This window comes from Variovorax sp. V118, assembly GCF_041154445.1.
Lineage (GTDB): Bacteria > Pseudomonadota > Gammaproteobacteria > Burkholderiales > Burkholderiaceae_C > Variovorax > Variovorax boronicumulans.
Map to the genome: position 1 here is coordinate 1,876,801 of NZ_AP028663.1, position 13,455 is coordinate 1,890,255.

The 13,455-nt window shown below is 67.9% G+C and carries 11 protein-coding genes and 1 pseudogene; all 12 read left to right on the top strand.

All coding sequences use genetic code 11. The annotated features are described in order from the left end of the window. The first annotated feature begins 15 nt into the window (after window positions 1-15). The gene (locus tag ACAM52_RS08400) at window positions 16-1,032 is read left to right on the top strand and encodes an RluA family pseudouridine synthase (protein ID WP_307693512.1); all 1,017 of its coding nucleotides are present in this window, start codon (window positions 16-18) and stop codon (window positions 1,030-1,032) included. 128 nt (window positions 1,033-1,160) lie between these two features. Then, window positions 1,161-2,096, top strand: a complete 936-nt coding sequence (gene scpB / locus ACAM52_RS08405; RefSeq protein WP_062481961.1) for an SMC-Scp complex subunit ScpB — start codon at window positions 1,161-1,163, stop codon at window positions 2,094-2,096. Next, complete coding sequence (locus ACAM52_RS08410) at window positions 2,093-3,946, top strand: pseudouridine synthase (RefSeq protein WP_369646702.1); 1,854 nt, start codon at window positions 2,093-2,095, stop codon at window positions 3,944-3,946. The genes scpB and ACAM52_RS08410 overlap by 4 nt, the downstream gene beginning before the upstream one ends. A 152-nt stretch (window positions 3,947-4,098) precedes the next feature. Further along, window positions 4,099-4,524 carry a nucleoside-diphosphate kinase gene (gene ndk, locus ACAM52_RS08415; RefSeq protein WP_013542117.1) on the top strand — a complete coding sequence of 142 codons (426 nt, stop codon included), beginning with the start codon at window positions 4,099-4,101 and terminating at the stop codon, window positions 4,522-4,524. Between the two features lie 21 nt (window positions 4,525-4,545). Then, entirely contained in the window at window positions 4,546-5,715 is a 1,170-nt protein-coding gene (gene rlmN / locus ACAM52_RS08420; RefSeq protein WP_062481976.1) for a 23S rRNA (adenine(2503)-C(2))-methyltransferase RlmN, read from the top strand. Between the two features lie 4 nt (window positions 5,716-5,719). Next, window positions 5,720-6,571 carry a type IV pilus biogenesis/stability protein PilW gene (pilW, locus tag ACAM52_RS08425; protein ID WP_307586902.1) on the top strand — a complete coding sequence of 284 codons (852 nt, stop codon included), beginning with the start codon at window positions 5,720-5,722 and terminating at the stop codon, window positions 6,569-6,571. After that, window positions 6,564-7,493, top strand: coding sequence for a helix-turn-helix domain-containing protein (locus tag ACAM52_RS08430; protein WP_369646703.1), 930 nt, complete (start codon window positions 6,564-6,566; stop codon window positions 7,491-7,493). Before pilW ends, ACAM52_RS08430 begins: the two co-directional genes overlap by 8 nt. Further along, a complete protein-coding gene (gene ispG, locus ACAM52_RS08435; protein WP_070061008.1) occupies window positions 7,490-8,770 on the top strand; it encodes a flavodoxin-dependent (E)-4-hydroxy-3-methylbut-2-enyl-diphosphate synthase in 1,281 nt (426 codons plus the stop codon). The genes ACAM52_RS08430 and ispG overlap by 4 nt, the downstream gene beginning before the upstream one ends. Before the next feature lie 15 nt (window positions 8,771-8,785). Then, window positions 8,786-10,096: pseudogene (gene hisS, locus ACAM52_RS08440) on the top strand (histidine--tRNA ligase); the annotation flags it as partial. Between the two features lie 6 nt (window positions 10,097-10,102). Beyond that, the gene (locus ACAM52_RS08445; protein ID WP_062480767.1) at window positions 10,103-10,795 is read left to right on the top strand and encodes a tetratricopeptide repeat protein; all 693 of its coding nucleotides are present in this window, start codon (window positions 10,103-10,105) and stop codon (window positions 10,793-10,795) included. A gap of 12 nt (window positions 10,796-10,807) precedes the next feature. After that, the gene (gene bamB / locus ACAM52_RS08450) at window positions 10,808-11,950 is read left to right on the top strand and encodes an outer membrane protein assembly factor BamB (RefSeq protein WP_062480765.1); all 1,143 of its coding nucleotides are present in this window, start codon (window positions 10,808-10,810) and stop codon (window positions 11,948-11,950) included. A 66-nt stretch (window positions 11,951-12,016) separates the two neighbouring features. After that, window positions 12,017-13,360 carry a ribosome biogenesis GTPase Der gene (gene der / locus ACAM52_RS08455; protein ID WP_062480763.1) on the top strand — a complete coding sequence of 448 codons (1,344 nt, stop codon included), beginning with the start codon at window positions 12,017-12,019 and terminating at the stop codon, window positions 13,358-13,360. Window positions 13,361-13,455 lie beyond the last annotated feature (95 nt).

The window sequence follows — 13,455 nt, forward strand, 5'->3', positions numbered from 1 at the left end:
GCTTTCGTGAAACAGTTGCCCTCAATTATATCGACCGACCCCCTGACCGATCCCCCGGAAGGGCCTGAACCTGAAGAGGGCGCCGATCTCGCGGAGCCCAGCGAGCTGCGTCCCTTCGCCATCGATCAGGCGCAGCACGGGCAGCGGCTCGACCGCGCGCTGGCGGCGCTGGTGCCTGAGTTTTCGCGCAGTTACCTTCAGCAACTCATTGAAGCTGGCGCCGTCGAGCTGCAAGGGCGCACGCTCACCAAGGTCTCTGCCACGGTGCGCGCGGGCCAGTCGGGGCGCATCGAGCTGCGGCCCACGCCCCAGAGCCAGGCCTTCCGGCCCGAGGCGATGGCGCTGGTCACCGTGCACGAGGACGAGCACCTGCGGATCATCGACAAGCCGGCCGGCCTGGTGGTGCACCCGGCGCCGGGCCACTGGAGCGGCACGCTGCTGAACGGGCTGCTGGCGCTCGACCCGAAGGCCGTGCTGCTGCCGCGCGCGGGCATCGTGCACCGCCTCGACCGCGACACCAGCGGCCTGATGGTGGTGGCGCGCACCCGGGCTGCGATGGATGCCATGGTGGCGCTGATCGCCGCGCGCGACGTGAAGCGCCAATACCTGGCGATGGGCCACAAGGCCTGGGAGGGCGCGGCGGCCCGCCAGGTGGATGCGCCGATCGGCCGCGATCCGCGCAACCGGCTGCGCATGGCCGTGGTCGACCTGGAGCGCCACGCGGGCAAGACCGCGCGCACGCTGATCGAGCGGCTCGACAGCCACACCGACGGCTGCGCGGTGCGCTGCACGCTCGAAACCGGGCGCACCCACCAGATCCGCGTGCACATGGCGTCGATCGGTCATCCGCTGGTCGGCGACGCTCTGTATGGCGGCGCGCCCGCAGCGGGTCTGTCGCGGCAGGCGCTGCATGCGTTCCGGCTGGCGTTCGTGCATCCCGTCACGCAGCAGGCGATGGAGTTCCGTTCGCCGCCGCCGCCCGATCTGGCCCAGGCTTTGCAGACCTGGGGGCTGGATTACAATCGCGCCTGACGGCCCGAGGGCCGCGCCGGCCACCCGATGCCGGCCTTGCGTTGCACTCGCCGCGTGCCGGCAACGCCTACCCCTTCCATCCATCTGAACAAGCGTCGCCAGGCGCCTTTTTCCGGATAACGCGAACCATGAATACGGCGGATGCCAAGCGCATTCTCGAAACCGCCTTGATCTGTTCGAGCCAGCCGCTGCCGGTGCGCGACATGCGCGTGCTGTTCGACGACGAGCTGGGCGTGGACACGATCAAGGTGCTGTTGCTCGAACTGCAGGAAGACTGGGCGCAACGCGGCCTGGAGCTGGTGAGCGTCGGCAGCGGCTGGCGCTTCCAGAGCCGGCCCGAGATGCGCGATGCCCTCGATCGCCTGCATCCCGAGAAGCCGCCGCGCTACACGCGCGCCGCACTCGAGACGCTGGCCATCATTGCCTACCGGCAGCCGGCCACGCGCGGCGACATGGAAGACATCCGCGGCGTCACGATCAACTCCCTGATCCTGAAGCAGCTCGAAGACCGCGGCTGGGTCGAGGTGATCGGCCACCGCGAAACGGTCGGCCGGCCCGCGCTCTACGCGACCACCCGCCAGTTCCTCGACGACCTGGGGCTGGCCTCGCTGGACCAGCTGCCGCTGGTGGAAACGCCCGCGCAGCAGGCGGCGCTGGTTGACGCGCTGCAGCAGGCCGCGGGCGACCAGCCGGGGCTGCCGATCGACGGCGATGCGGCGGAAGAGGCCGTTGCGGAATCTGCAGAGCCCGCAGCGCTGGTGGATGGAGAAGAAGGTGTGCAGCCCGAACTCGCCATGGTCGATGCGCCGCCTGAGTCGGCTGAACTGGCGGAGGTCGTCTCGACCGATGCGGCGGAGTTTGCCGAAGAGGTGGTGGCGATCGCCGAGGCCGCCGAGCCCGTCGATGAGGCGCTGCCTGTGCCCGAGCCAGAAACCGGCGAGCCGCCCGCCGAACCCGAAGCGGCCGCCGCGCCCGAAGAACCCGAATCTGAGGTCCCGTCCCCCGCAGCGGACGAGACCGACCCCCACGACCCCCACGCTGTTTCTCCCGGAAAAACCCCATGAGCTCATCCGACACCGACGACGCAGCGATGCTGCCGGTCGAACCCGAAGTCAAGAAGCGGAAGCGGGCCGCCACGCCCAAGAAGGTGACGGAAGTTGCTGTCGAATCCGTCGCTGCGCCCGCAGAGCCGGCAGGGGGCGAAGCCGGGGAAGCGCCGAAGAAGCCGCGTGCACCCCGCAAGAAGAAGGTGGTCGAGGCTCCGGCTGCCGATGAGCAATTGGTGAGCGTGGCGGAAGTCGCTCCTGCTGCGGAAGCTCCCGCGACGGTCCAGCCCGATGTGGCGCCCGTGGCTGCGGAAGTGGTGGCAGCCGAGGCAGACGAGCCGGCGCCGGTCGAAGCACAGCGTCCCCAGATGTCCGACGAAGACCAGGACGACGACCGTGGGGACGACGAAGACGACGAAGACGACGAGGAAGACGAGCCCGACGAAGAGGAAGACGACCTCGACCGCGCCCGTCGCGCCGCCGAGCGCGAGCAGCGCAATGCGCCGCCGACCGAGCCGATCCGTTTTGCCGACGTCATTTCCGGCCAGTTCGATGCCGACGAGGAAAGCCCCGAGGTGCCGCCGCTCAAGCGCGTGCTGCTGCCCGAGGCCGATTCGCCCAAGCTGCACAAGGTGCTGGCGCAGGCCGGCCTCGGGTCGCGCCTCGAGATGGAGCAACTCATCTTGCAGGGGCGCATCTCGGTCAACAACGAGCCGGCCCACATCGGCCAGCGCATCCAGTACGGCGACCAGGTCAAGATCAACGGCAAGCCGATCCGCTACCGCATCGCACCGCCGCCGCCGCGCGTGATCGCGTACCACAAGCCCGTGGGTGAGGTCGTCACGCACGACGATCCGCAGAACCGCCCGACGGTGTTTCGCAAGCTGCCGCGTCTGCAGCAGGGCAAGTGGCAGTCGGTCGGCCGGCTCGACCTGAACACCGAAGGCCTGCTGCTGTTCAGCAGCTCCGGCGATCTGGCCAACCAGCTCATGCACCCGCGCTTCGGCCTGGAGCGCGAGTACGCGGTGCGCGTGCTGGGCGCGCTCACCAGCGAAGAAAAGAAGAAGCTGCTCGAGGGTGTGCGCCTGGACGACGGCATGGCGCAGTTCGGCACCATCGAAGACGGTGGCGGCGAAGGCTCCAACTGCTGGTACCGCGTGACCATTTCCGAAGGCCGCAACCGCGAGGTGCGCCGCCTGTTCGAGTCGGTGGGCCATGCGGTCAGCCGGCTGATCCGCATCCGCTACGGCGCGATGGTGCTGCCGCGCGGTCTCAAGCGCGGTGCCTGGATGGAGCTCGACGAGCGCGACATCCAGGCGCTGTTCCAGGCTTCGGGGGGGGCGCAGGCGCGACCGGCGGGTCCGTCGCAACGCGGTCCCGGTGGGCCGGAGGGCGGCGGTCGCAATGGGCGGAACAAGAAGCGCCGCGGCAACAACAACCGCAACGGCGACATGGGCGGTGGCCAGCCGCGTGAAGCGCGCGGCGAAGCGCCGATCCCGAGTCCGCTGGGTGACGGTCGTCCGCCGCGCGGTGAGCGTGGAGGGCGCGGTGGTCCCAACCGGGGCGGTGGCAACGGTGGTCCGCCACAGCAGGGGCGCCGTGGCAACGCCGGTCCCGGCAACCGTCAGGGCGGCCAGGGGCAAGGGCAGGGCGGCGGTGGCAACCGGTCGGCGGGTGCTGGCGGTGGCGGCGGTGCGAACCAGCCCGATCCGATGAAGACCTCGCTCGGCTACATCGGTGCCGACAGCTTCTCGCGCCAGCGCAAGGAGCAGCGCGGCGGTCCGGGACGTCGCGGCGGTGGTGGCGGCTCGCAAGGCGGCGGTGGTGGCTTTGGCGGTGGTGGCGGCGGACGCCGTCGCGGACGCTGAAAGCCAGCCGTCGGAGCGCGGCCTTTCGCGGGGTTTTCACCAATCCCGGAGGTCGCGCCGGTTAAAATCAGAGGCTTTGTCGACGTGCCACGAAACAAACTCGTTGCAGTTGTGACAAAACACTTCAAAATCAAAGCTCAGGAAGCATTTCAATGGCTATCGAACGTACCCTTTCCATCATCAAGCCCGACGCCGTCGCCAAGAACGTCATCGGCAAGATCGTTTCCCGCTTCGAGGCTGCCGGCCTCAAGATCGTCGCCGCCAAGCTGGTTCACCTGTCGCGCAACGAAGCCGAGCAGTTCTACTCGGTGCACAAGGAGCGTCCCTTCTTCAAGGACCTCGTCGAGTTCATGATCTCGGGCCCCGTGTTCGTGCAAGTGCTCGAAGGCGAGAACGCCATCGCCAAGAACCGTGACCTGATGGGCGCCACGGACCCCAAGAAGGCAGCCGCCGGCACCATCCGCGCCGACTTCGCCGACAGCATCGACGCCAACGCCGTTCACGGCTCGGACGCGCCCGAAACGGCTGCCAACGAAGTGTCGTTCTTCTTCGCCGGCCTCAACGTCTACGCACGCTGAAGCCGTTGCTCGCCTGAATTCATGACCACAGCCAATCTGCTCGAATTCGATCTCGACGGGCTGGCTGCGTTCTGCGAAAAACTCGGCGAGAAAAAATTCCGCGCCACGCAGCTGTTCCGCTGGATCCACCAGCGTGGCGCCAGCGACTTCACCCAGATGACCGATCTGGCGAAGTCGCTGCGCGAGAAACTCGCGACCACCGCGCGCGTGGAGGCCCTGTCGGTCCTCACGCAGCATGAATCCAAGGACGGCACGATCAAGTGGCTGTTCGACGTCGGCGGCGGCGATGCGGTCGAGGCCGTATTCATCCCCGAAGACGATCGCGGCACGCTGTGCGTGTCGTCGCAGGCCGGTTGCGCCGTGGGCTGCCGCTTTTGCTCGACCGGGCATCAGGGCTTCAGCCGCAACCTCACCACGGGCGAAATCGTCGCCCAGCTCTGGTTCGCCGAGCACTTCCTGCGCAAGCACCTGAATCGCAGCGAGCGCGTCATCTCCAACGTGGTGATGATGGGCATGGGCGAGCCGCTGCAGAACTACTCTGCGCTGGTGCCCGCCTTGCGCACCATGCTCGACGACAACGCCTACGGGCTGTCGCGCCGCCGTGTCACCGTGTCGACCTCCGGCGTGGTGCCGATGATCGACCGCCTGGGCACCGATTGCGCCGTGGCCATGGCTGTCTCGCTGCATGCGCCCAACGATGCGCTGCGCGACGACCTCGTGCCGCTCAATCGCAAGTACCCGATCGCCGAACTGCTCGAGGCCTGCAAGCGCTACCTCGTGCATGCGCCGCGCGACTTCATCACCTTCGAGTACTGCATGCTCGACGGCGTGAACGACCAGCCCGAACATGCGCGCCAGCTGATCGAGCTCGTGCGCAAGCACGACGTCTCGTGCAAGTTCAACCTGATTCCGTTCAACCCGTTCCCGGCGTCGGGCCTGCTGCGCTCGCCGCAACCGCGTGTGCTGGCCTTTGCCCGCACGCTGAGCGAAGCGGGCCTCGTGACCACCGTGCGCAAGACGCGCGGTGACGACATCGATGCCGCTTGCGGACAACTCGCCGGCGACGTGAAAGACCGCACCCGTGCGGCCGAGCGCATGGCCCAGCGCCGTGCGGCGGTGGCCGAGCGTCCCGTCGTTCTGCACCCGACCCGCGCCAAGACCCCCAAGACCACCGTTCCCCAGGAGCATTGACGCAATGAGCATGGCCTTTCCGACGACGACCGCGAGCGTGCAGCGAGTGCTGAGCGCAGGAATCGCGAGCGTCGCCGTGGCGCTTCTTCTCGCGGGCTGCGTCAACACGCGAACCACCACCACCGGGCTTGTCGGCAGTGGGGCCGACAGCGGCACCAGTGTCGTGACCGACGTCGACGAAAACAACCGTCGCCGTGCCCGCCTGCGGATGGAGCTGGCGGCCGGCTACTTCGAGCACGGCCAGCCCTCGGTCGCCCTCGAAGAGCTCAAGCAGGTGCTGGCCATCGACCCGAACTACGCCGACGCCTACAACCTGCGGGGCCTGGTCTACATGCGACTGGACGACGCCGGCCAGGCTGAAGACAGCTTCCGCCGGGCGGTCGCGATCAATCCGCGCGACGCCAACACGCGCCACAACTATGGCTGGCTGCTGTGCCAGCAGAACCGCTACGGCGACGCCGCGCAGCAGTTCGCCGCGGCACTGGCCGTGCCCAGCTATGCCGATCGCGCCAAGACGCTCATGACCCAGGGGGTCTGCGAGCTCAAGGCCGGCCAGCGGCCGCAGGCCGAGCGCAGCCTCTTGCAGGCCTACGAGCTCGATGCCGGCAATCCGGTGGTCGGCTTCAACCTGGCCTCGGTGCTGGCGCAGCGCGAAGAATGGTCGCGCGCGCAGTTCTACGTCCGCCGTGTCAACAACAGCCCCTCGGCCAATGCCGAGACGCTCTGGCTCGGCATCAAGATCGAACGGAAGCTCAACAACCGCGAGGCTGTCGCGCAGCTGGGCGGTCAACTGCAACGACGTTTCCCTCAATCGCGGGAGGCAATGGCGTACGAGCGCGGGAATTTCAATGACTGAACGGGTTTCGGAGTTCGGGACGTCCGCGGCGCTGCCGCTGGCAGAAGGCGACGTCGCGCACAAGACGGCCGGCGACATGCTGCGCGAGGCGCGCGAAGCGCATGGCCTGCACATCGAGATGGTGGCCGCGGCGCTCAAGGTGCCGCCGCAAAAGCTGATCGCGCTCGAGGCCGATGACATCGCCTCGCTGCCCGACCCGGTGTTCGCCCGGGCCCTGGCCAGCAGCGTGTGCCGCGCACTGCGCATCGATCCGGCGCCTGTGCTCGCCAAGCTGCCGGGCGCGCAACGCGCACCGCTCGCTGAAACCAATCGCACACTGAATGCCCGCGTGGTCTCCGACACGCCGCGCTGGAACGGTGGGCGTTCCGGCGGCCTGCCGTCGCGCGCGCTGCTGACGGTCGTGGTGCTGCTCTTGATCGGCGCCGGCGTGCTGTTCTGGATGCCGCAATCGGCGTTCGACCAGATCGGCGCCTCCGTCGCGCGGCTGACTGCAAAGAACGAGGGCGAGACCATGCCGCCGCCCGCCGATCCGGCCGATGTCTCGGAGCCCGTGCCGACGCAGGCCGTGGCGCCGACCGGCCCGGTGGGCGCCGCACCGGCCGCCGGCGTGGCGGCTGCTGCGCCAACCGCCCCGGCTTCCGCGCCCCTCGCGGCCGTCGCCAACACCAGCACCGCCAGCAGCCAGCAGCTCGTCTTCGTGGCGCGCGAGGAATGCTGGATCACCGTCACCGAGGCCGGCGGCAAGCAGTTGCTGCGCCGCAGCCTGCAGGTCGGCGAGACCGTCGGGCTGTCCGGCACGCTGCCGCTGTCCGTGGTGGTGGGGCGTGCATCGGCCGTCGATGTGCAGGTGAACGGAAAGCCCTACGATCTGAAGCCTGTCACCCGCGGAGGCGGCGTGGCGCGTTTCGAGGTGAAATCGTGACAACCGACTGCACTCCCCAACCCATCGAATCGGCGGCGCCCAAGGCGCGCCGCTCGCGTCAGGCCAGCGTGGTCTGGGGCCCGCGCATCGTCACGGTGGGGGGCGACGCGCCCACGCGCGTGCAGTCGATGACCAACACCGACACGGTCGATGCCATCGGCACCGCGATCCAGGTCAAGGAGCTCGCCATCGCGGGCTCCGAGATGGTCCGCATCACCGTCAACACGCCCGAAGCCGCCGCCCAGGTGCCCTACATCCGCGAGCAGCTCGATCGCATGGGCATCGACGTGCCGCTGATCGGCGACTTTCACTACAACGGCCATCGCCTGCTCACCGACTATCCGGCCTGCGCCGAGGCGCTGAGCAAGTACCGCATCAACCCCGGCAACGTGGGCAAGGGCGACAAGAAGGACAAGCAGTTCGGCCAGATGATCGACGCGGCCATGCGTTGGAACAAGCCGGTGCGCATCGGTGTGAACTGGGGCAGCCTCGACCAGGAACTGCTCGCCAGCCTGATGGACACCAACAGCCAGCGCGCCGAGCCTTGGGACGCCAAGCAGGTGATGTACGAGGCGCTGATCACCTCGGCCATCGAGTCCGCCAAGCTGGCCGAATCGATGGGCATGGCCGGCAACCAGGTCATCCTGTCGTGCAAGGTGAGCGGCGTGCAGGACCTGATCTCGGTCTACCGCGAGCTTGCAAAGCGCTGCGACAACCCGCTGCACCTGGGCCTGACCGAAGCCGGCATGGGCACCAAGGGCACGGTGGCCTCGGCCACGGCGCTGTCGATCCTGCTGCAAGAGGGCATTGGCGACACGATCCGCGTGTCGCTCACGCCGCAGCCGGGCGAGTCCCGCACGCAGGAAGTGCTGATCGCCAACGAAATCCTGCAGGCCCTGGGCTTGCGCGTGTTCGTGCCCAGCGTCACGGCCTGCCCGGGCTGTGGTCGCACCACGAGCACCACCTTTCAAGAGCTTGCCAAGCAGATCGATGACTACCTGCGCCTGCAGATGCCGGTCTGGCGCAAGAAGTACCCCGGTGTCGAGACGCTGAAGGTGGCCGTCATGGGCTGCATCGTCAACGGCCCCGGCGAGAGCAAGCACGCCGACATCGGCATCAGCCTGCCCGGCACCGGCGAGGCACCGGCCGCGCCGGTCTTCATCGACGGCGAAAAGGCCCTCACGCTGCGCGGCGACAATATCGCCAACGAGTTCCACCAGCTCGTCGAAACCTACATCGAAAAGCGCTTCGGCAGCGAACACGCTGTCCTGGCCTGACACCTCCGCAGACTCATGGCTGAAAAACTGAATGCCGTCAAAGGCATGAACGACATATTGCCGCCCGAATCGGCGCGCTGGGAGTGGCTCGAAGCCACCGTGCGCGAGCTGATGGGGCGCTATGCGTACCGCAACGTCCGCACCCCGATCCTGGAGCACACGGCGCTGTTCGTGCGCGGCATCGGCGAGGTGACGGACATCGTCGAGAAGGAGATGTACGCCTTCGAAGACCGTTCGGACAAGCATGGGCAGTCGGAGCACCTGGCGATGCGCCCGGAGAACACGGCCGGCCTCGTGCGCGCCGTGATCGAGCACAACATGCTGTACGAAGGGCCCAAGCGCCTCTGGTACACGGGCCCGATGTTCCGCCGCGAAAAGCCGCAGCGCGGGCGCTTTCGCCAGTTCCACCAGATCGGCGCCGAGGCGCTCGGTTTTGCCGGCCCCGATGTCGATGCCGAGCTGATCCTGCTGGCCACCGCGCTGTGGAAGGCCATCGGCCTGACCGACGTGCGCCTGGAACTCAATAGCCTGGGCCAGCCAGCCGAGCGCGCGCTGCACCGCGCCCAGCTCATCGCCCACTTCGAGCAGCACGCCGACAAGCTCGACGAGGACGGCAAGCGCCGCCTGCACAGCAACCCGCTGCGCATCCTCGACACGAAGAACCCGGCCATGAAAGAGGTGGTCGAGTCGGCCCCGAAGCTGATCGACTTCCTCGGTGCCGAATCGCTGGCGCACTTCGAGGGGCTGCAGGCCATCCTCAAGGCAAACGACATCGCCTTCACGATCAACCCGCGCCTCGTGCGCGGGCTCGACTACTACAACCTCACGGTGTTCGAGTTCGTGACCGACCGCCTCGGCGCGCAAGGCACGGTGTGCGCCGGCGGCCGTTACGACGACCTGATCGCGCAGATCGGCGGCAAGCCGGCGCCCGCGGTGGGCTGGGCCATCGGCGTCGAGCGCGTGCTCGACCTGCTGAAGGAGCAGGGCGCCGAAGTGCCGGCACCGGTGCCCGACGTCTATGCCATCGTGCCCGACGCCGCTTCGATGCCCGTCGTGCTGCGCGCCTTGCAGCAATTGCGCGAAACCGGCGTGCGCGTGCAGATGCACGCCAGCACCGCCGAGGGCCTGGCGAGCTTCAAGGCACAGATGCGCAAGGCGGACGCCAGCGGCGCCACCTACGCGTTGATCTTCGGTGCCGATGAACTTGCACGCGGTGAAGTGACTCTCAAGGCCTTGCGCGACGCCAGCGTTGCGCAGTCCGCCCGTTCACTTGCTGAAGTGACCACCTGGGCCGCCACCCTACAATCGCCGGCTCCCAACCTCTGACAGCGCATGGCCACCCATCTCGACCTCGAAGAACAGGAACAGCTCGACCAGCTCAAGCATTTCTGGAACACCTACGGCACCCTGATCACCTGGGCCGTGCTGCTCGTCGCCGGCGCCTTCGTGGCCTGGAACGGCTGGCAGTACTACCAGCGCACCAAGGCTGCCCAGGCCGCGGCCCTCTATGACGAGGTCGAGCGCAGCACGCAGTCGGGCGACGTCGAGCGCATCCAGCGCGTGATGACCGACATGAAGGACCGCTTCGCAGGCACCGCCTACGCACAGCAGGCCGGCCTGCTCGTCGCAAAGACGCTGTTCGACAAGGGCAATGCCGATGGCTCGCGCGCGGCGCTGGGCTGGGTCGCGCAGAACGCCGTCGACCCGGGTTACCAGGCCATCGCCAAGCTGCGGCTCGCGGCCGAGCTGCTCGATGCCAAGTCCTACGACGACGCGCTCAAGCAACTCGACGGCAAGGTGCCGACCGAATTCGAACCGCTGGTGGCCGACCGCAAGGGCGACATCTACATGGCGCAAGGCAAGCGCGACGAGGCGCAGGCCGAGTACCGCAAGGCCTGGACCGGCCTGGGCGCCGGCTCGGACTACCGCCGGCTGGTCGAGATCAAGCTCAACGCGGTCGGTGTCGACCCGAAGACCCTGGCGCCGACCGTCACCGTGACGCCCGCCGTCCCCAAGAACTCCTGATCGCACACCCTCATGAATTTCAAGCGTTTCATGCCTGAATCGACCGCCCTGCGCGCGGGTTCTGCTCTTGTTCTGGTAGCGCTCCTGGCCGCCTGCTCGGGCTCCGGCAAGCCCAAGCCCGCCGAGCTGCCGGCCAACCCGTCCCTGATGGGTGTGCGCCAGGCCTGGAACGTGCGGATTCCGGGCGTCGAATTCCCGCTCACCGCCGATGTCAGCGGCGACATCGTGACCGTGGCCGGCAGCGACGGCACGGTCGTCGCCATCGACGCCCGCGCCGGTCGCGAAACCTGGCGCGCCAGCGCCGGCGCGCCGCTGGCGGCCGGCGTCGGCAGCGACGGTTCGCTGACGGCCGTGGTCACCACCAACAACGAAGTGGTCGCCATCGAGAACGGCAAGGTGCTGTGGAAGCAGCGCCTGTCGGCCCAAGCCTTCACCGCACCCCTGGTGGCCGGCCGCCGCGTCTTCGTGCAGACCGCCGACCGCAGCGTCAGCGCCTGGGACGGCCAGAGCGGCCGTCGCCTGTGGCAGCAGCAGCGCCCGGGCGAAAACCTCGTGCTGCGCAAGTCGGGCGTGCTGATCGCGGTCGGCGACACGCTGGTCGCCGGTCTGGGCGGCCGACTCGTCGGCATGAACCCCGGCAACGGTAGTTCGCGCTGGGAAGCCCCCATCGCCGCGCCGCGCGGCACCAATGACGTGGAACGCCTGGTCGACCTGACCGGCAGCGTGAGCCGCTACGGCGACACGGTCTGCGCCCGCGCCTACTACGCCAGCGTCGGCTGCGTCGACACGCTGCGCGGCCAGCTGCTCTGGAGCAAGCCGGCCTCGGGCGCCGACGGCGTGAGCGGCGACGAGCGCTTTCTCTATGGCACCGAATCGGATGGCAGCGTTACCGCCTGGCGTCGCGCCGACGGCGAACGCGCCTGGCAGATGAGCCGCCTGAAGAACCGCGAACTGACCGCGCCGCTGGCCGTGGGCCGCTCGCTGATCATCGGCGAGAGCACCGGCACGCTGCACTTCGTGTCGCGCGAGGACGGTGCACTGCTGAACCGTGTCACGCCCGACGGCTCGGCCATCACCGTGACGCCGGTCCTGGCCGGCAACACGGTGGTCGTCGTGACCGCCAAGGGCGGTGTCTTCGGCTACCGTCCTGAATAATCATTTTTTGTCTTTCTCTTACTTCCAAGGCCCGACCATGAAAACCGCGCCATCGAAAGGCCGGCCATGAAGCCGGTCGTGGCCCTGGTCGGCCGTCCCAACGTCGGCAAGTCGACGCTCTTCAACCGCCTGACCCAGACGCGCGACGCCATCGTCGCCGACTTCGCCGGCCTCACGCGCGACCGCCACTACGGCAACGGCCGCCTGGGCAAGCACGAGTTCATCGTGATCGACACCGGCGGCTTCGAGCCGGATGCCGGTAGCGGCATCTACAAGGAAATGGCCAAGCAGACGCGGCAGGCCGTGGCCGAGGCCGACGTCGTGATCTTCGTGGTCGATGCCCGCGAAGGCCTCTCGGCGCAAGACCACGACATCGCCAACGAGCTGCGCCGGCTGGGCAAGCCCTGCGTGCTGGCGGCCAACAAGGCCGAAGGCATGCACGACGGCACCAAGCTGGTCGACTTCTACGAGCTGGGCTTCGGCGACGTGCACGGCGTGTCGGCAGCGCACGGGCAGGGCATGCGCGACCTGGTCGAGCTGGCGCTCGCGCCGCTGAACCTGGCCGATCCGGACGACGAGGAAGACGAAGACGACGTCAACAAGCCGATCAAGCTGGCCGTGGCCGGCCGGCCCAACGTCGGCAAGTCGACGCTGATCAACACCTGGCTCGGCGAAGAGCGCCTGGTGGCCTTCGACATGCCCGGCACGACGCGCGACGCCATCTCGGTGCCGTTCGAGCGCAACGGTCAGCGCTTCGAGCTGATCGACACCGCCGGTCTGCGCCGCAAGGGCAGGGTCTTCGAGGCGATCGAGAAGTTCTCGGTGGTCAAGACGCTGCAGGCCATCGAGTCGGCCAACGTCGTGCTGCTGCTGCTCGACGCCACGCAGGGCGTGACCGACCAGGACGCGCACATCGCCGGCTACATCCTCGAAAGCGGACGTGCGGTGGTGATCGCCATCAACAAGTGGGATGCGGTCGACAGCTACCAGCGCGAGCAGATCCAGCGGCAGATCGAAACCCGCCTGCCGTTCCTCAAGTTTGCGTCATTGCATTTCATCTCGGCCATCAAGCGCCAGGGCCTGGGCCCGGTGTGGCAGGCCATTGCGCAGGCCCACAAGTCGGCCACGCGCAAGATGTCGACGCCGGTGCTGACGCGCCTGCTGCTGGAGGCGGTGCAATTCCAGGCGCCCCAGCGCGGTGGCATGTTCCGGCCCAAGCTGCGCTATGCGCACCAGGGCGGCATGAATCCGCCCGTGATCATCATTCACGGCAATTCGCTGGAGCATGTGACCGACGCCTACAAGCGTTTCCTGGAAGGGCGTTTCCGCAAGGAATTCGACCTCGTGGGCACGCCCTTGCGGATCCAGTTCAAAAGCTCGCAGAATCCGTTCGTGGACAAGGACAACTGAGGGCGCTTGGCTGCCGATGGCAGCCGTTGAGCCGCAGCAGGAGCGGAAGTTCCGTCTTTTGAGAACCGTTATTTTCTCAAGGCTTTTGACCCCGA